This window comes from Streptomyces sp. NPDC001970 (assembly GCF_053594115.1).
Map to the genome: position 1 here is coordinate 45,795 of NZ_JBSFDW010000019.1, position 16,394 is coordinate 62,188.

At 70.7% G+C, this 16,394-nt stretch carries 17 protein-coding genes; 8 read left to right on the forward strand and 9 right to left on the reverse strand.

Going from position 1 to position 16,394, the window contains the following annotated elements; translation table 11 throughout:
* Nucleotides 1–244: 244 nt before the first annotated feature.
* Entirely contained in the window at nt 245–1,030 is a 786-nt protein-coding gene (nagB, locus tag ACWCP0_RS22785) for a glucosamine-6-phosphate deaminase (protein WP_451080641.1), read from the reverse strand.
* A gap of 156 nt (nt 1,031–1,186) precedes the next feature.
* Here nagB and ACWCP0_RS22790 point away from each other — a divergent pair, with 156 nt between their 5' ends.
* On the forward strand, nt 1,187–2,257 hold the full coding sequence (locus ACWCP0_RS22790; protein WP_451080642.1) for an SIS domain-containing protein: 1,071 nt from the start codon (nt 1,187–1,189) through the stop codon (nt 2,255–2,257).
* 336 nt (nt 2,258–2,593) lie between these two features.
* On the forward strand, nt 2,594–4,060 hold the full coding sequence (locus tag ACWCP0_RS22795) for a sensor histidine kinase (RefSeq protein ID WP_451080738.1): 1,467 nt from the start codon (nt 2,594–2,596) through the stop codon (nt 4,058–4,060).
* Between the two features lie 185 nt (nt 4,061–4,245).
* Here the strand turns inward: ACWCP0_RS22795 and ACWCP0_RS22800 are convergent, their stop codons facing one another.
* Nucleotides 4,246–4,503, reverse strand: coding sequence for a WhiB family transcriptional regulator (locus tag ACWCP0_RS22800; protein ID WP_003953983.1), 258 nt, complete (start codon nt 4,501–4,503; stop codon nt 4,246–4,248).
* A 316-nt stretch (nt 4,504–4,819) separates the two neighbouring features.
* A complete protein-coding gene (locus ACWCP0_RS22805) occupies nt 4,820–5,788 on the reverse strand; it encodes a diacylglycerol/lipid kinase family protein (RefSeq protein ID WP_451080643.1) in 969 nt (322 codons plus the stop codon).
* A gap of 81 nt (nt 5,789–5,869) precedes the next feature.
* Here ACWCP0_RS22805 and ACWCP0_RS22810 point away from each other — a divergent pair, with 81 nt between their 5' ends.
* Nucleotides 5,870–6,295, forward strand: a complete 426-nt coding sequence (locus ACWCP0_RS22810) for a hypothetical protein (RefSeq protein WP_451080644.1) — start codon at nt 5,870–5,872, stop codon at nt 6,293–6,295.
* 25 nt (nt 6,296–6,320) lie between these two features.
* On the opposite strand, the gene ACWCP0_RS22815 is transcribed toward ACWCP0_RS22810, so the two are convergent.
* The 3 genes from ACWCP0_RS22815 to ACWCP0_RS22825 form a co-directional block, all read right to left on the reverse strand.
* Complete coding sequence (locus ACWCP0_RS22815; protein ID WP_451080645.1) at nt 6,321–7,280, reverse strand: RNA polymerase sigma factor SigF; 960 nt, start codon at nt 7,278–7,280, stop codon at nt 6,321–6,323.
* Complete coding sequence (locus ACWCP0_RS22820; RefSeq protein ID WP_100111349.1) at nt 7,277–7,690, reverse strand: ATP-binding protein; 414 nt, start codon at nt 7,688–7,690, stop codon at nt 7,277–7,279. Before ACWCP0_RS22820 ends, ACWCP0_RS22815 begins: the two co-directional genes overlap by 4 nt.
* A gap of 242 nt (nt 7,691–7,932) precedes the next feature.
* A complete protein-coding gene (locus ACWCP0_RS22825) occupies nt 7,933–8,193 on the reverse strand; it encodes a UBP-type zinc finger domain-containing protein (protein WP_451080646.1) in 261 nt (86 codons plus the stop codon).
* 46 nt (nt 8,194–8,239) lie between these two features.
* Here ACWCP0_RS22825 and ACWCP0_RS22830 point away from each other — a divergent pair, with 46 nt between their 5' ends.
* Nucleotides 8,240–9,841 carry a Na+/H+ antiporter gene (locus ACWCP0_RS22830; RefSeq protein ID WP_451080647.1) on the forward strand — a complete coding sequence of 534 codons (1,602 nt, stop codon included), beginning with the start codon at nt 8,240–8,242 and terminating at the stop codon, nt 9,839–9,841.
* On the opposite strand, the gene ACWCP0_RS22835 is transcribed toward ACWCP0_RS22830, so the two are convergent.
* Both ACWCP0_RS22835 and ACWCP0_RS22840 read right to left on the reverse strand, forming a co-directional pair.
* The gene (locus ACWCP0_RS22835; protein WP_451080648.1) at nt 9,817–10,725 is read right to left on the reverse strand and encodes a 1-aminocyclopropane-1-carboxylate deaminase/D-cysteine desulfhydrase; all 909 of its coding nucleotides are present in this window, start codon (nt 10,723–10,725) and stop codon (nt 9,817–9,819) included. The genes ACWCP0_RS22830 and ACWCP0_RS22835 overlap by 25 nt on opposite strands.
* Nucleotides 10,726–10,814: 89 nt before the next feature.
* Nucleotides 10,815–11,405 (reverse strand): N-acetylmuramoyl-L-alanine amidase, encoded by a 591-nt coding sequence (locus ACWCP0_RS22840; protein ID WP_451080649.1) that lies wholly within the window; start codon nt 11,403–11,405, stop codon nt 10,815–10,817.
* 304 nt (nt 11,406–11,709) lie between these two features.
* Here ACWCP0_RS22840 and ACWCP0_RS22845 point away from each other — a divergent pair, with 304 nt between their 5' ends.
* The 3 genes from ACWCP0_RS22845 to ACWCP0_RS22855 all read left to right on the forward strand — a co-directional run bounded on the left by ACWCP0_RS22845 (nt 11,710) and on the right by ACWCP0_RS22855 (nt 15,007).
* Nucleotides 11,710–13,143 (forward strand): family 2B encapsulin nanocompartment shell protein, encoded by a 1,434-nt coding sequence (locus ACWCP0_RS22845; protein WP_451080650.1) that lies wholly within the window; start codon nt 11,710–11,712, stop codon nt 13,141–13,143.
* 103 nt (nt 13,144–13,246) lie between these two features.
* The gene (locus ACWCP0_RS22850; protein ID WP_451080651.1) at nt 13,247–14,287 is read left to right on the forward strand and encodes a family 2 encapsulin nanocompartment cargo protein polyprenyl transferase; all 1,041 of its coding nucleotides are present in this window, start codon (nt 13,247–13,249) and stop codon (nt 14,285–14,287) included.
* A 117-nt stretch (nt 14,288–14,404) separates the two neighbouring features.
* Nucleotides 14,405–15,007: a GNAT family N-acetyltransferase gene (locus ACWCP0_RS22855; protein WP_451080652.1), complete on the forward strand. Its 603-nt coding sequence runs from the start codon at nt 14,405–14,407 to the stop codon at nt 15,005–15,007.
* On the opposite strand, the gene ACWCP0_RS22860 is transcribed toward ACWCP0_RS22855, so the two are convergent.
* On the reverse strand, nt 14,991–15,566 hold the full coding sequence (locus ACWCP0_RS22860) for a TetR/AcrR family transcriptional regulator (protein WP_451080653.1): 576 nt from the start codon (nt 15,564–15,566) through the stop codon (nt 14,991–14,993). The two genes, ACWCP0_RS22855 and ACWCP0_RS22860, sit on opposite strands and share 17 nt — an antisense overlap.
* Nucleotides 15,567–15,706: 140 nt before the next feature.
* Here ACWCP0_RS22860 and ACWCP0_RS22865 point away from each other — a divergent pair, with 140 nt between their 5' ends.
* Complete coding sequence (locus ACWCP0_RS22865; protein WP_451080654.1) at nt 15,707–16,291, forward strand: dihydrofolate reductase family protein; 585 nt, start codon at nt 15,707–15,709, stop codon at nt 16,289–16,291.
* Nucleotides 16,292–16,394 lie beyond the last annotated feature (103 nt).

Here is a 16,394-nt window from a genome sequence, read left to right on the forward strand (position 1 = left end):
GCCCGCTGCCGTACAGCCACGGAAGCCGGGCCGCCCCCGCGCGGGGGGGGGCCGGCGTACGGCGGGGGGGGGTAGCCGGGCGGCGGGGGGGGGGCCGCCCCCCCCGCGGGGGGTTGGGGGCCCCGCGGGGCTCGGGGGGGGGTTCGGGGGGGGGCCGGGGGCCGACACCCCCCGCACGGGGGCCCCCCCCGGGGGGGGGGCGGCCCGGCTTCCGTCGTCCGGGGTACGCGGCGCGGCAGGGGGCCTACAGGCCCTGCCAGGCCGGCTTGTTCGCGTAGGTGTGCCGGAAGTAGTCCGCAAGCTTCAGCTTCGACGCGGCGGCCTCGTCCACGACCACCGTCGCATGCGGATGCAACTGCAGCGCCGAGGCGGGGCACACGGCCGCAACCGGCCCCTCGACGGTGGCCGCGACCGCCTCCGCCTTGCCCTCGCCCGTGGCCAGCAGCACCAGGTGCCGGGCGTCCAGAATCGTCCCGATCCCCTGAGTGATCACGTGATGCGGCACCTGGTCGATGTCGCCGTCGAAGAAGCGCGCGTTGTCCACCCGCGTCTGCTCGGTCAGCGTCTTGATCCGCGTGCGCGACGCGAGCGACGAGCACGGCTCGTTGAACCCGATGTGCCCGTCCGTCCCGATGCCGAGCAGCTGGAGGTCCACCCCGCCCGCCGCGGCCAGGGCGGCGTCGTACGCCTCGCACGCGCCCTGCACGTCCTCCGCGGACCCGTCCGGGCCCAGGAATGCCTCCGCGTCGAGTCCGAGCGGCTCGACGACTTCGCGCAGGACGACCGAGCAGTACGACTCGGGGTGCCCGGCCGGCAGGCCCACGTACTCGTCAAGCTGGGCGATCCGCGCGCGCGACGCGTCCACCTCGCCCGACCGGACCTTCGCCGAGAGGGCTTCGTAGACGGGCAGCGGGGTCGATCCGGTGGCCACACCGAGCAGCGCGTCGGGCTTGCGGCGGAGCAGGTGCGCGATGCCCTCCGCAATGAGTTCCCCGCCGGCATGGGCGTCCGGGACGATGACAACTTCCACGCTGGGCCTGCCGATCGGTCGATGGTATGTGGTATAGACCAATCTAGCAGAATCGGGTGGCGCCACGGTGAATGCCGGCTGGCGGGGGTGAGGTCCTCCGTGGTCGACTGAGCCTGACGGCGACGCCGGCCATCACACGTTTGGGAGGCACCCAGCATGTCCGCCACGACGTCCGCCGAGCACAGCGAGCATCCGGGACGGATCATGTCCGGCGAGATGGCGGAGCAGCCCGCGGTGCTGCGCCGGATCCTCGACCAGGGGGCTCCGCGGATCCGCGAGGTCGCCGCCGCGATCGCCGGGCGCAAGCCCCGTTTCGTGCTCCTCACCGCACGCGGCACGTCCGACAACGCCGCCCTCTACGCCAAGTACCTGCTGGAGATCCAGCTCGGGCTGCCCTGCGGGCTCACGTCCATGTCGACGACGACGGCGTACGGCGCGAAGCCGAACCTCACCGACGTCCTCGTCGTCACCGTCAGCCAGTCCGGCGGCTCGCCCGACCTGGTGGCCTCCACGCAGGCCGCCAGGAACGCGGGTGCGGTCACCCTGGCGGTGACGAACAACCCGGACTCGCCGCTCGCCGCGGTCTCCGAGTACCACATCGACATCCTCGCCGGCCCGGAGAGGGCGCTCCCCGCGACCAAGACGTACACCGCGTCCCTGCTGTCCCTGTACCTCTTCGTCGAGGGTCTGCGGGGCGGGGACGGTTCGGCGGCGCAGGTCCTGCCGGGGCTCGCCGAGCGGATCCTGGCCCGCCAGGACGAGGTCAGGTCCCTGGCCGCGCGCTACCGCTTCGCCGAGCGCATGGTGATCACGTCCCGGGGTTACGGCTATCCGACCGCCAAGGAGGCGGCCCTGAAGCTGATGGAGACGAGCTACATCCCGGCTCTGTCCTACTCCGGGGCCGATCTGCTGCACGGTCCGCTGGCCATGGTCGACAACATCTCCCCGGTGATCGCCGTCGTCACGGACGGCCGCGGCGGTGAGGCCCTCCAGCCGGTCCTCGACCGCCTCCGCGGCCGTGGGGCCGACCTCTTCGTGGTCGGTCCCAAGCGCCAGGTCGATGCCGCGTCCGCGGGCTTCGTGCTGCCCACGGAGGGCGTGGCGGAGGAGGTCCAGCCCGTCCTGGAGATCCTCCCCCTCCAGCTGCTGGCGTACGAGGTCACCATCGCCCGCGGCCAGGACCCGGACGCGCCGCGCGCTCTCGCCAAGGTCACCGAGACCCGCTGATCCGGCCGGTCCGGCGGCACCACCCTCGGAAAAACCCACGGGCCGCGGCGCCGGGACGGGACCCTCAGCCCGTCCGGCACCGCAGCCCGGAGTTGCTCGGCCGGCGGGTGTGCGTCCCACGCGGCCGTGGCGAGGCAGCGGCGCAGTCAGGGCAGAGAGCGCCGGGTGCCTCGGTCCGTCCTCCTGTGCGGGGAGGGCGGAAGTTGTTGAGTCATTGTGGACTAGACCATTCTTGTCTGTCCATCCATACGTTCGGACTGTTTTGGGGGCCATCCTCCACCACGGAGCCCCGTCCCGTCAGGTTCATACCGAAGGTACGCTCGCAGCGTGCCCTCCATGAACGACCTCGTACGCCAGCACACCGCTCTGAGTGAGTCCGACCTCGAGTGGCTGCACCTGCTGGTCTCGGAGTGGCAGCTGCTCTCCGACCTCTCCTTCGCCGACCTCGTCCTCTGGGTGCCCACCCTCGACGGCACGCGCTATGTCTCCGTCGCCCAGATGCGGCCGAACACCGGCCCCACCTCCTATCAGGACGACATGGTCGGCCATTTGGTTCCCCGTGGCCGCCGCCCGCTGCTCGACGCGGCACTGGATGAGGGCCGGATCGTGCGCGAGGGCGACCCGGAGTGGCGCGAGGAAGTGCCGGTGCGGGTCGAGTCCATCCCCGTACGCCGCGAGGGCCGCGTCCTCGGCGTCATCGCCCGCAACACCAATCTGCTGACCGTGCGCACCCCGAGCCGGCTCGAGCTCACGTACCTACAGTCGGCATCGGACCTCGCGCAGATGATCGCCGCCGGCTCCTTCCCCTTCCCCGGGCAGCAGGTCGACATGGACGCGTCCCCGCGCGCCGGCGACGGACTGATCCGCCTCGACGCCGACGGAATCGTCCAGTACGCGTCCCCGAACGCGCTCTCCGCGTACCACCGTCTCGGCCTCGCCGCCGACCTCGTCGGACAGCACCTCGGTCAGATCACCGCCGAACTCGCCCCGTCCCGCGGCCCGGTCGACGAGGCCCTGGTCAAGCTCGCCAGCGGATACGCGCCCCGCGAGACCGAGGTGGAGGGCAGCGGCGGGGTGATCCAGCTGCGCGCCATCCCGCTCAAGCCCAAGGGCACCCGGATCGGCTCTCTCATCCTGCTCCGCGACGTCACCGAACTCCGCCGCCGTGAACGCGAGTTGATCACCAAGGACGCCACCATCCGGGAGATCCACCACCGGGTGAAGAACAACCTCCAGACGGTCGCCGCGCTCCTGCGGCTGCAGGCCCGCCGGATGGATTCGGTACGCGGCCGCGAGGCGCTCGACGAGGCCGTACGCCGCGTCGGCTCCATCGCGATCGTCCACGAGACGCTCTCTCAGAACCTCGACGAGCGCGTCGAGTTCGACGAGATCGCCGACCGGGTCGTCGCGATGGTCGCGGAGATCTCCCCGGGAAAGGTCGTGTGCCGCCGTACCGGGCGCTGCGGAATCCTGGACGCCGAGGTGGCGACCCCGCTCTCGATGGTCCTGACCGAGGTCCTGCAGAACGCCCTGGAGCACGCCTTCGCCCCGGGGGAGCACGGCACGGTCGAGGTCGCGGCGATGCGCGGCGGCCCGCGTGGCCAGGAGCGGCTGCTGATCACGGTCCAGGACGACGGCCGCGGTCTGCCGGAAGGCTTCGATCCGCAGCGGGCCGGCAATCTGGGTCTCCAGATCGTCAGGACGCTCGTCGAGGGGGAGTTGGGCGGCAGCTTCGACATGGTGCCGGGTGTGGAGCGCGGCACGCGTGTCGTTCTCGACATTCCCGTGCGAAGCCAGAAGTAGCCCACGAACAGCCCCGGTCAGTCCCGAGGGCGCGGCCGGAAGCCGGACACAGCAGCGAGCCCCGGACCGTTTCGACACGGTCCGGGGCTCGAACGCTGTGAGTTACTGCTGCGCGCTGCGGCTCGGGGGCGGTGAGTGCGTACTCGCCGTACGCGCCGCCGGGCTCAGGCTCGTAACAGGTGGCGTCAGGCGCTGGCGTTGCGCGCCCGGTTGCGAGCGGCGCGACGCTTCATGGCGCGGCGCTCGTCCTCGCTGAGGCCACCCCAGACGCCGGAGTCCTGGCCGGACTCGAGCGCCCACTGCAGACACTGCTCCATGACGGGGCAGCGGCGGCAGACGGCCTTGGCTTCCTCGATCTGCAGCAGCGCAGGACCGGTGTTGCCGATGGGGAAGAACAGCTCGGGGTCTTCCTCGCGGCAAACGGCGTTGTGACGCCAGTCCATGGCTGCTACCTCTCTTGGTATTACGTGCGGGTTGCTTGTGAATGTGAACGCTTTCACGAATCCCCCCGCAAGGGAAGGGCCAACGCCCAGACGAACTGGCTGCGGTCCACGATTGAGGAGGGGTTCTGGCTCTCAGGGATGCCGGTTCTGCGGGCCGTCCCGATCGCCATGTAGAGATTCGCAAACCTCGGCGGCGGATACAACCCCTTCCGGAAAGTTTTTTTTGATTCCTCGGTGTCGACTAGGTCACAGCCGTACTTCCATGGGGTGGACCCGCGCCTAAACGTTCGAGTGGAAGGACTTTTGCCCGTTCCGCTCACACAATCACACGCAGTGCACGGCGTACGCCTGTGAACGTCACGCTCTTACGCAGGCCGAGGTGGTCTCCGTCCATCTGGAACGGCAGTGGGACCTTCGAATGCAAGGTGAAGTCCGTCAGGTCGTGAAGCGACGCGACGTGCTTGCCGTGCGGGCCTCGCTCAGGGGTCGAGGTGAGCAGCTGGGTCGCGTAACGGACCAGTGCGGGCGTCGAGAGCCGGCTCAGGGCCATGACGTCCAGGGCGGTGTCGAAGGAGGCGTCGGGGGACGCGTACACCGGACGATTTCCCAGGTAGGTCCAGGGAGAGGTGTTGCAGACGATCGACAGCACAAGATCCTTGACCGGCTCCTCGGCGGGGCGCTCCAGCGTGATCGCGCCGCGCCGGCGGTTCGGTTCCTCGAGGAACTGACGGGCCGCCTGGCGTATGTAAAGGGCGTGTGTCGATCTCCTGCCGCGCTCCCGCTGCTGTTCGACCCGGCCGACCACGCCCGCGTCGAAACCGAATCCGGCGCAGAAGGTGAACCAGCGGGGCGGGGTCGCCTCGTCGGCCGTGCCGGGCGTGCCGGACGCCAGTCCAAGGCCGACCGTCCGTTCGGTGCGTTGGCTCAGTGCGTCCAGGATCGCGCCGGTCGCCTCCACCGCGTCGTTCGGGAGCCCGAGCGCGCGGGCGAACACATTCGTGGAGCCGCCGGGGACGACCGCGAGGCGGGGGAGGGCGTTGGGGGCCGGGCCCGCGTGCAGCAGGCCGTTCACGACCTCGTTGACGGTGCCGTCGCCGCCGAGGGCGACGACCAGGTCTATCTCGTCGGAGTCGGCCGCGCGCCGGGCGAGGTCGCGGGCGTGGCCGCGGTACTCGGTCGTCACGGCCTCCAGCTTCATCTCGCTGGCGAGGGCGTGGATGAGGACGTCCCGGGTGCGAGCACTGGTGGTGGTTGCTGCCGGGTTGACCACGAGGAGTGCGCGCATGGGCGCCAGCGTACCTACCGGGAAGTACCGGGCCCAGCCCCGGCCCGGAGTGCGGACCTCGGCCGGGGCTACCCTGCTGGGGTGAGCAGTGCTGAGCAGACCCCTGAGTCCCCGCAGTCCCGTCCGGCTCGTCTGACCGCGGCGGCGGCCGTCTGCGGGCTGGAGGCGCTGGCCCTGATCGCCGGCGGCATCTACATGCTGGTGACCGGCCTCACGGGCGACCCGGAGAGCACCTCCCAGGCCGAAACGGGCGGCGTCACGCTCATCGCGCTCGGTGTCATCCCGCTGCTGGCGGCGCGCGGGCTGCTCCTGCGCCGCGGCTGGAGCCGCGGGCCGGCGATCATCACCCAGCTCATGGCCGTCCCGGTCGCCTGGACCCTCCTGCGCTCCTCCGGCGCCCTCCTGATCCCGGCCGGGATCGCCCTCGCGGTGGTGGCGGTGACGGGCCTCGTGCTCCTGCTCAACCCGGCGACGACCCGGGCGCTGGGCATCCGCACCCGCCAGTAGCCTGCGGGGGCATCCGCACCGCCCCCTACTCCTCCACCAGCAGCTTCTCGCGGAGCTGTGCCAGGGTGCGGGCCAGGAGGCGGGAGACGTGCATCTGGGAGATGCCGACCTCCTGTGCGATCTGCGACTGGGTCATGTTCCCGAAGAAGCGCAACAGCAGGATCCGCTTCTCCCGCGGCGGGAGGTCCTCCAGCAGCGGCTTCAGCGACTCCCGGTACTCGACGCCCTCCAGCGCCTCGTCCTCCGCGCCCAGCGTGTCCGCGACCGCAGGGGACTCGTCGTCCGTGTCGGGGACGTCCAGCGAGAGCGTCGAGTACGCGTTCGCCGACTCCAGGCCCTCCAGGACCTCCTCCTCGGAGATCCCGAGGCGCTCCGCCAGCTCGTGCACCGTCGGTGAGCGGCCGTGCTGCTGGGAGAGTTCCGCCGTCGCCGTCGTCAGCGCGAGCCGCAGCTCCTGGAGCCGCCGCGGCACCCGCACCGCCCAGCCCTTGTCGCGGAAGTGGCGCTTGATCTCGCCGACGACCGTGGGCGTCGCATACGTCGAGAACTCGACGCCGCGCTCCGGGTCGAACCGGTCCACCGACTTGATCAGACCGATCGTCGCGACCTGCGTGAGGTCGTCCAGCGGCTCCCCACGGTTCCGGAACCGCCGCGCCAGGTGCTCGACCAGCGGCAGATGCATCCGCACCAGCCGATTGCGCAGTTCGGCGCGCTCCGGCGACCCCTCCGGGAGTTTGCGCAGCTCGATGAACATCGACCGCGCCTCGCTCCGGTCATTCGCATCGTGGTGCTGGTGCTGCTCGCTCATATGGGCCGCCCGCTCTGCCTGCGCCTGCTCCGCCGAGGCCGATAGGCCATCACGTCCATCCACCGCCGGATGCGGCCTGGCCTGCTGCTCCGGGATGCCCGCCGGTGCGTACACCGGCTCCGCCGGAGCAGCGCGCCCGCGCTCCTCGTCCCGCACCGGACCGTCCTCGTCCCTCACGCCGGCCCGGGTCCCGCGCCGCGCTGTTTGTACAGGCTGATGGCGACCGTACGGTCGTCGGCGACGGAGGAGTCGACCTTGCCGGCCAGTGCCGAGAGCACCGTCCAGGCGAAGGTGTCACGCTCCGGCGCGCGTCCGTCGGTCGTCGGAGCCGAGACCGTGACCTCCAGGGAGTCGTCGACGAGCCGGAAGACGCAGCTGAGGACGGATCCCGGGACGGCCTGCTGCAGCAGGATCGCGCAGGCCTCGTCGACCGCGATGCGCAGGTCCTCGATCTCGTCGAGGGTGAAGTCCAAGCGCGCCGCGAGTCCGGCCGTGGCCGTACGCAGCACGGACAGGTAGGCACCCGCAGCGGGCAGCCGGACTTCCACGAAGTCCTGAGTCCCGGGCTCGCCTGCGATCTGGGACACCCTCACCTCCAAGGTGGCACAAGGTCGATCGAGGCCCCAGGAGGACGATCCCGGAGCCGAGTGCTACGCATCGGTGCGCAGCCAGTACCTGGACTGGCGACGCTATCGCGATCCGTGGTGCCGTGTCGCCGGGACCCTTACCCGGCGCTGTCACTCATGGTAAGCACATGGGCACGCACAGTGGCTAGAGGTGTGCGGGACCCAATTGTGAGAAACCGGCGGAGGGTTGACGTACCCAGGCGTCAGACGATCGAACCGTCCACGAAGCACCACCGCCAGCTCTCTCCGGGTTCCAACGTCCGCATCACCGGATGCCCCGTCCCCTCGGAGTGCCGGAAGGCGTGCCGGCCCGCCGAGGAGTCGCAACATCCCACGTGCCCGCAGCTCAGGCAGATCCGGAGCTGCACCGGATGAGTCCCGTCCGCCTGACATGTGGGACAAGTATGACTCAATGGTGCGGGCTCGGGGTGCGGCAGGTCGAGAACATGCGGGCACTCGCTCATGATTGCCAGGTTACGACGAGGGCGACGCACGTGAGGTCGATGAGGCATGGACGTACTGCAGGTGGTGGCGCTGATCGCGGCGAGCGCCGCGATCGCGGGGGTTGCCCGCAGGACGCCCGTTCCGGCGCCGCTGATGCTGGTGGCCGCGGGGCTGATCGCCTCGCACGTACCGGGCATGCCCGGCTACACCCTCGACCCGCACATCGTGCTCCCCCTGATCCTGCCCCCGCTGCTGCACACGGCCGCCCTCGAGAGCTCGTACCTCGACCTGCGGGCCAATATCCGGCCCATCGCGCTGCTCTCGGTCGGCTACGTGCTCTTCGCGACCTTCGCCGTCGGCTGGATCGCGTACCAGCTGGTGCCGGACCTGCCGCTGACCGCCGCGCTGGTGCTCGGCGCCGTCGTCGCTCCGCCGGACGCCGTGGCGGCCACCGCCATCGCCCGCCGACTCGGTCTGCCGCACCGCATCACCACGATCCTCCAGGGCGAGTCCCTGGTGAACGACGCCACCGCGATCACCGCCTACCGGGTGGCGGTGGCCGCGGCCCTCGGTGAGGGGGTGACCTGGGCGGGCAGCATCGGGGAGTTCGTCCTGGCTGCGTTGGGCGGTGTCGCCGTCGGGCTGGTCCTGATGGTGCCGATCCACTGGCTGCGCACGCATCTGAAGGAAGCGCTGCTGCAGAACACCCTGTCCCTGCTCATCCCCTTCGTCGCCTATGCGGCCGCCGAGCGCGTCCACGCCTCCGGTGTCCTGGCGGTCGTGGTGGTCGGCCTCTTCCTCGGCCACCGTGCCTGGCAGGTCGATTTCGCGACCCGCCTCCAGGAGGCGGCCGTCTGGAAGATGGTCGCCTTCATTCTGGAGTCGTCCGTTTTCGCGCTGATCGGGCTGCAGCTGCCGTACGTCGTCCAGGGGCTCGGCGCCTACGGGGTGCGGGAGTCCGCGCTGTACGCCCTCGGAGTCTTCATCGCCGTCGTCGCGGTGCGCTTCGTCTGGGTCTTCCCCTCCACCTTCCTGCCACGTGTGCTGTCGCGCCGGATCAGGGAGCGCGAGCCGGGTGTGACGTGGAAGACCCCCGTGATCGTCGCCTGGGCCGGAATGCGCGGTGTCGTCTCGCTGGCGATCGCCTTCTCCATCCCGCTCACCGTGCAGGGAGGGGAGCCCTTCCCGGCCCGCAACCTGGTGCTGTTCCTGACCTTCACCACCGTGATCGGGACGCTCGTCGTGCAGGGGCTGACCCTGCCGATGCTGATCCGGGTGCTGAAGCTGCCGCAGCCGGACGCGCAGGCGGTCACCCTGGCCGAGGCACAGGCCCAGAGCGAGGCGTCCCGGGCGGCGGAGGAGCGCCTCGAAGCGCTGCTCGCGGACGAGCGCAACGCCCTGCCGGGACCGCTCGCCGAGCGGCTGCGAAGGGTGGTGGAGCGGCGGAGGAACGCCGTCTGGGAACGACTGGGGACGGGCAATCCCGTCACCGGGGAGTCCGCGGACGACACCTACCGGCGGCTCTCGCGCGAGACCATCGAGGCCGAGCGGGAGGTCTTCGTGCGGCTGAGGGACGAGCGGCGGATCGACGACGAGATGATGCGTACGCTGCTGCGGCGACTGGATCTGGAGGAGGCGGCCGCCTACCGGGAGGGTGCGGAGGACTGAGGGCTGCCTGTGATCACGGCCGCAACGGTCGTTCCTGGCGCGAAGGCGCCCTCTTCGGCGAGAGCGACGAGCGCGTACAGCATTTTGGCGACATAGAGACGTTCGACGGGCAGTTTGTGCCGTGCCTCGAAGTCCTCGGCGAAGGCGACGAGCGCCGGGGTGGTCCGGGCGTAACCGCCGAAGTGGAAGCGCTCGTCCAGCGTCCAGTCGCCCGCGGGGCCGCCGAAGGCGTCCTTCTGCAGGGCGCGCATTCCGTCGCCGAGGAAGCCCCCTTTGAGCACCGGGATGCCGAGCGCCCTCTGCCCCGGTGCGAGCCCGGCGGCCAGCCCCGCGAGCGTCCCGCCCGTCCCGCACGCCACGACGGCCACATCGGCCACGCCGCGCAGCTCGCGCCCGAGGTCCGTACAGCCGTGCGCGGCAAGGGCGTTGCTGCCCCCTTCCGGGATCACGAAGCAGTCGCCGTACGCGGCGAGGAGGGCGGCCAGCACCTCCGGCTCGGTCTTGCGGCGGTATGTCGTGCGGTCCACGAAGTGGAGCCGCATCCCGTCCGCGGCGCACTGCGCCAGCGAGGGGTTGAGAGGGCGGCCTGCGAGTTCGTCGCCCCGTACGACCCCGATGGTGCGAAAGCCCAGCAGCCGGCCCGCGGCGGCGGTGGCGCGCAGATGGTTGGAGTACGCCCCGCCGAACGTCAGGACCGGCCGGCCGGCTGCCGCGAGCAGGTTCGGGGCGAGCTTGCGCCATTTGTTGCCGGGCAGATCGGGGTGGATCAGATCGTCGCGCTTCAGCAGCAGCCGGACGCCGCGCCGGGTGAAGCGCTCGTCCTCGACCGGCTCCTGGGGGGAGGGAAGCCGGGGGTGCAGGGCACTGAGGTCGAACGCGTTCACCCGGCCATTGTCACGCGCGCGTCATGCAGGGCGCTCTCCGGCGGCGGCCGCCCGCGTTACCCGGCCGCTCCCGGGCGGCCGTGGGGTTCTCACTTCAGCCGTTCCTCGATACGGGCGCGCATCGACTTCAGGGTGAAGCCGCGCGGATCGACCTTGCCCGGCTGCCACTCCAGATGGCCGATCACCGAACGGGCCGTCCAGCCGTGGCGGCGGCAGACGGCTGCCGCGGCCTTCTCCACGGCCTCCAGCTGGAGCGCGGGCCACGGGTCCTTGCCGTCGCCGAGGTTCTCGCACTCGAATCCGTAGAAGTGCCGGTTCCCGTCGGTGTTGGCCTCGTTGTCCGGCGGCAGTGCCCTCTCGGCGATGACGGCGCGCAGGACGTCGTCGTCGCCGAGCCCGGCGTGGTTGGCACGGCCGTAGCCGACCAGATGGACCTTGCCGTCCTTGGCGATGACGCCGTGGCAGAGCGGCCCGGGGAGGGACTCGTAGCCGTCACGGCAGATGCGGACGGTGTTCGCGGTGCCCTTGGTGACGGTGTGATGGATCATCACGCCGTGCACGGGTCCCCAGGGGCCCTTGTGGTTGCGGTTGTGGTGACGCCAGTCGCCGACCTGGACGACCGTGAGGCCCTCGTCGCGCAGGGCGTCGAGGAAGCTGCTCGCGGACATGGGTGGGGCCATGGCCGCCTCCTTTTCGTGGGGGAGCGATGGTGAGCGGAACGAGTCATTCGTACCGCGCTTGCAACGTGTGATTACCCCAGCGCTGTTGGCGGGGTACGCGATTCGCGCGGCGTACGAGCAGATCCGGACAGCAGGTCCGGGCGACGGCCGGCGGCCGATCCGGCGGCCGGGCCGGGCTGGTGGAAAACGTGCGGCATGCCCCGCCCATGTCCGCCTAGTCCCACTCATTTGTGTAATGGCGGGTCGACTCTCCGTGATGGAAGGCTCTTCCTCGCAGGTCAACCCATGATTGCGAGGGAGTCTCATGTCGGTTGGTTCGGTTGGTTCGGTTGGTGACGAGCTGCGCGAGGGCGGCCAGGACCAGGCGGTGCCGCAGCAGAGTCTCGGTACTGCCGCCGCGCGGAACCTGGCGACCACCACCAAGTCGGCGCCGCAGATGCAGGAGATCACCTCCAGGTGGCTGCTGCGGATGCTGCCGTGGGTCCAGGTACAGGGTGGTACGTACCGGGTGAACCGTCGGCTCAGCTATTCGGTGGGCGACGGGCGCGTCACCTTCGTCCAGACCGCGGGCCAGGTCCAGGTCATCCCGGCGGAGCTCGGAGAACTGCCGCCGCTGCGGGGCTTCGACGACGAGGCGGTGCTGGCCGAGCTGGCACAGCGCTGCCGGCAGCGGGAGTTCGCCCCCGGTGATGTGCTGGCCACCGAGGGCGAGGCGGCGGACCGGGTCTTCCTGCTCGCGCACGGCCGTGTGGAGCAGATCGGCACGGGTCCCTACGGCGATGAGGCCGTGCTCGGAGTCCTCGCCGACGGGGCGTACTTCGGGGACCGCTCGCTGATCGACGGAGACGCCGTATGGGACTCGACGGCCCGCGCGGCCACGGGCTGCGTCGTGCTGGAGCTGACCCGGCAGGACGTGCTGAACCTCGCCGAGCGGGCGGAGTCGCTCGGTGCCCATCTCCTCTCGGTGCTGTCGATCCCCCATCAGCGGACCAACAAGTACGGCGAGGCCGCCATCGATCTCTCCGCCGGACATGTCGGCGAAGCGATCGTTCCGCACACCTACGTGGACTACGAAGCGGCTCCGCGCGAGTTCGAACTGAGCGTTGCCCAGACGGTGCTGAAGGTCCACAGCCGGGTGGCGGACCTCTACAACCAGCCGATGAACCAGACCGAGCAGCAGTTGCGGCTCACGGTCGAGGCGCTGCGCGAGCGCCAGGAGGACGAGCTCATCAACAACCGGGAGTTCGGGCTCCTGGCCAACTGCGACTACGGGCAGCGGCTGCAGCCGCACGACGGTGTGCCCGGTCCGGACGACATGGACGAGCTGCTGTCCCGGCGGCGCGGCTCCAGGCTCTTCCTCGCCCATCCGCGCGCCATCGCCGCGTTCGGGCGCGAGTGCAACCGGCGCGGCCTCGTCCCGGAGAGCGTGGACATCGGCGGGAACCGCATCCCCACCTGGCGCGGAGTGCCGATCTTCCCCTGCAACAAGATCCCGATCTCGGAGGCCAGGACCACGTCCATCCTGTGCATGCGTACGGGCGAGGACGACCAGGGCGTCATCGGACTGCGGCAGAGCGGCATTCCCGACGAGATCGAGCCCAGCCTGTCGGTCCGCTTCATGGGCATCGACGAGCAGGCGATCATCTCGTACCTGGTCACGGCCTACTACTCGGCGGCGGTTCTCGTCCCCGACGCGCTCGGTGTGCTGGAGAACGTCGAAGTGAGCCGCTGGCGCTGACCGGTCGGCCGACAGACGTACCGACCCTCTGAACCGGCGGGGGCGGCGCCGCTCGTGCTGCCGCCCCCGCCCCGCCCCCTCCGCAGAGGAAGAGACCCTGAACATGACCAGCACGGATGCCGCCACCGACGGCCACGAGGCCGCGGCACTCCTGGAGCGCACCCGTACCGCCGTCAACCCCCGGCTGCGAGACACCGTCGAGTCGCTGCCCGGTTCCATACGCCGTGTCGCCATGTACCACTTCGGCTGGGAGCACGCCGACGGCACCCCGGCCGCCGGGTCGGCGGGCAAGGCGATCCGGCCCGCCCTGGTGCTCGCGGCCGCCCGGGCGCTGGGCGGGGATCCGCAGCAGGCCGTGCGCGCCGCGGCCGCGGTCGAGCTCGCGCACAACTTCACGCTGCTGCACGACGACGTGATCGACGAGGATCCGACACGCAGGCACCGGCCCACCGCGTGGACGGTGTTCGGCACCCCGGCAGCCATCATCGCGGGCGACGCCATGCTCGCCCTCGCCCTCCGGCTGATCGCCGAGGACCGCCATCCGGTGTCCGCCGCAGCCTCCGCCCGGCTCGCCGCCTGTGTCATCGAGCTCTGCGCCGGGCAGCAGGCGGACTGCGCCTTCGAGCAGCGCGACCCGCACGAGGTCACGCTCGACGAGTGCGTCGCCATGGCGACGGCGAAGACCGGGGCACTCCTCGGGTGCGCCTGCGCCCTCGGCGCGCTCTACGCGGGCGCGGGCGAGGACGAGATCGCCGCGATGGACGCCTTCGGGCGGGAGGCCGGACTGGCCTTCCAGCTCATCGACGATCTGATCGGGATCTGGGGCGACCCGGGCCGTACGGGCAAACCGGCCGGTGCCGATCTGGTCGCGCACAAGAAGTCGCTCCCGGTCGTCGCGGCGCTCGGCTCGGGCACCGCCGCAGGGGCGGAGCTGGCCGAGCTGTACGCACGGCCGATGGACGCCCACACCGTCCGCCGCGCGGCCGAGGCCGTCGACCGCGCGGGCGGCCGGGACTGGGCACAGCTCCAGGCGGCGGACCGGATGGCGCGGGCGGTCCAGCAGCTGTCCCTTGCGGTGCCGGATCTGACGGCGGCGGGGGACCTGCTCTCCCTGGCGGAGTTCGTCACACGCCGGACGCGCTGAGCGTGTAACCGCAGGTGCCCGGCGCCCCAAGCGGGGGCATGCCCCGTGGAGCGACAGCCCGGGCCCCAACTCTAGGATCATCACGACCAGTTGGCGAGATCCGAGAGGAGTCCGGGCATGGGCGTACACATACGGCAGGCGGGGGCGGGCGACCGCGACACGGTGGCGCGGCTTCTCGACGAGGCGTTCATGCACGACCCGGTGAGCAGTTGGGTCTTCCCCGACGAGGGGCACCGCCGCAAGGCGCACGGCATCTTCATGGGCGTCTTTCTCGACATCGCGCTCGCCGAGGGCCGGGTCGACATGACCGAGGACGGCACGGCCGCGGCGCTCTGGCTCCAGGTGCCCGCCGGTGCGCCCGACGAGGAGGACGACACCCCGGCCCGGTTGCGGGAGATCGCGGACCCGGACAACGAGCGCGCCGAGCTCATCGGCCGGCTGACCGGCGAGGTCCATCCGCACGACAGGGCGCACGAGTATCTGCTGCTCATCGCGGTCTCCCCGGACCGGCAGGGCCAGGGCCTCGGCTCCGCCCTGATCGCGCCCGTACTGGAGCGCTGTGACCGCGACGGTGTGCCCGCCTACCTGGAGGCCAGCAGCGCCCGCAGCGGCAGGCTGTACGAGCGGCTCGGTTTCGCCTTCACGGGCCGCACGGTCGACCTGCCGGAGGGCCCGCACATGTGGCCGATGTGGCGGGAGCCGGTCACCTCTCGGGGATGATCCGCGTGACGACGGTCTCCACCAGCTCGTCGAGGTCCCGGTCGGCGAGCACATCGGGCAGTGTGAAGTGCTCCAGCATGAGGCCCGTCATCGCGAGATGGAGCGCGAGGAACGTGTCCGTGTCGCCCGGCAGCCCGGACTCGAGGTGGGAGCGGCGGTTCTCCTCCAGCACGGCGCGGACCGCGCGGTTGAGCTCCGCCTGGAGCGCCGGGCGGCGTGTGGCCTCCAGGCGGAGCTCCAGCATCGCGAGATAGCCGGTGCGCTCGGTGGCCATGCGCCGTACCAGCCAGCGCATCAGCTCGACGTAGAGCTCTCGGGTGGGCTCGGTCGCCATGGCCTCGCCGACCTGGACCGGATCGGGGGTCATCCGGACATGGATCCGGGCTCCCGCCTGCGTGAACAGTTCGTCGCGGTTGGCGAAGTAGTTGGACGCCGTCCCCGCGGGCACACCGGCCTGGCTGTCGACGGCACGAAACGTGAGGCCACGCGCCCCTTCGAGGGCGAGCACCTCGATGGCTGCGTCCACGAGCGCGAGCCTGCGCTCCGGGTTCCTGGCCATTTCTGTGCCTGCCTCCTTCTCAACATGCCTTCCGGGAAAGGCCCTTGCACAACCACTACACATGAAGCACTATATATGCAGTGGTTCGACGCAGCGAGTCGGGCCACGGCGACTGACCCCGACAGAGACAGAGGACCGGTTTGCGCAAGCTCACGTACTTCATCGCCTGCTCGATCGACGGCTTCATCGGCGACCCGGGCGGCGATGCCTCGTCCATGTTCAAGTACCTGGACGAGGAGTTCCTTGAGTTCCTGAAGACGGAGTATCCGGAGACCGTGTCGGCCGAGGGCCGGCGGCTGCTGAACCTTCGGGACGTGGAGAACAGGCACTTCGACACCGTGATCCAGGGGCGCGCCAGCTATCAGGTGGGCCTGGACGCCGGGATGACCAGCCCGTACGGGCACATGCGCGAGTACGTGGCGTCGGCCACGATCGAGAAGTCCCCCGATCCGAACGTGGAGATCGTCTCCGGCGACGTGGTCGCCAGGATCCGCGAGCTCAAGGCGGAGGAGGGCGGGCTCGGCATCTGGCTCTGCGGCGGCTCGCGCATGGCCGGAGCGCTGCTCGACGAGATCGACGAGCTCGTGATCAAGACCTATCCGGAGGTGTACGGCTCCGGGATGCCGATGTTCGGCTCCGGCTTCGATGTCACCGCGTTCGCGCTGGACGACGTGCGCGCCTTCGGCAACGGCGTGCTCGTACGGAAGTACAGCAGGAAGCGGTGAGCGGGAAGTGGGGACCGCGAGCACTGTCCGTCGTGGGCGTGCCGACCTATCCTTGACCCATGGGCAGCGAAGGACGTCGGACCGTCCGCCGCCCGCCAGGCCA

Excerpts from the sequence above, each read along its gene's own strand:
- ACWCP0_RS22790 (WP_451080642.1), top strand. The coding sequence starts at position 1,187 with ATGTCCGCCACGACGTCCGCCGAGCACAGCGAGCATCCGGGACGGATC.
- ACWCP0_RS22795 (WP_451080738.1), top strand. The coding sequence starts at position 2,594 with ATGAACGACCTCGTACGCCAGCACACCGCTCTGAGTGAGTCCGACCTC.
- ACWCP0_RS22800 (WP_003953983.1), bottom strand. The coding sequence starts at position 4,503 with ATGGACTGGCGTCACAACGCCGTTTGCCGCGAGGAAGACCCCGAGCTG.
- ACWCP0_RS22805 (WP_451080643.1), bottom strand. The coding sequence starts at position 5,788 with ATGCGCGCACTCCTCGTGGTCAACCCGGCAGCAACCACCACCAGTGCT.
- ACWCP0_RS22825 (WP_451080646.1), bottom strand. The coding sequence starts at position 8,193 with ATGAGCGAGTGCCCGCATGTTCTCGACCTGCCGCACCCCGAGCCCGCA.
- ACWCP0_RS22830 (WP_451080647.1), top strand. The coding sequence starts at position 8,240 with ATGGACGTACTGCAGGTGGTGGCGCTGATCGCGGCGAGCGCCGCGATC.
- ACWCP0_RS22840 (WP_451080649.1), bottom strand. The coding sequence starts at position 11,405 with ATGGCCCCACCCATGTCCGCGAGCAGCTTCCTCGACGCCCTGCGCGAC.
- ACWCP0_RS22845 (WP_451080650.1), top strand. The coding sequence starts at position 11,710 with ATGTCGGTTGGTTCGGTTGGTTCGGTTGGTGACGAGCTGCGCGAGGGC.
- ACWCP0_RS22850 (WP_451080651.1), top strand. The coding sequence starts at position 13,247 with ATGACCAGCACGGATGCCGCCACCGACGGCCACGAGGCCGCGGCACTC.
- ACWCP0_RS22855 (WP_451080652.1), top strand. The coding sequence starts at position 14,405 with ATGGGCGTACACATACGGCAGGCGGGGGCGGGCGACCGCGACACGGTG.
- ACWCP0_RS22860 (WP_451080653.1), bottom strand. The coding sequence starts at position 15,566 with ATGGCCAGGAACCCGGAGCGCAGGCTCGCGCTCGTGGACGCAGCCATC.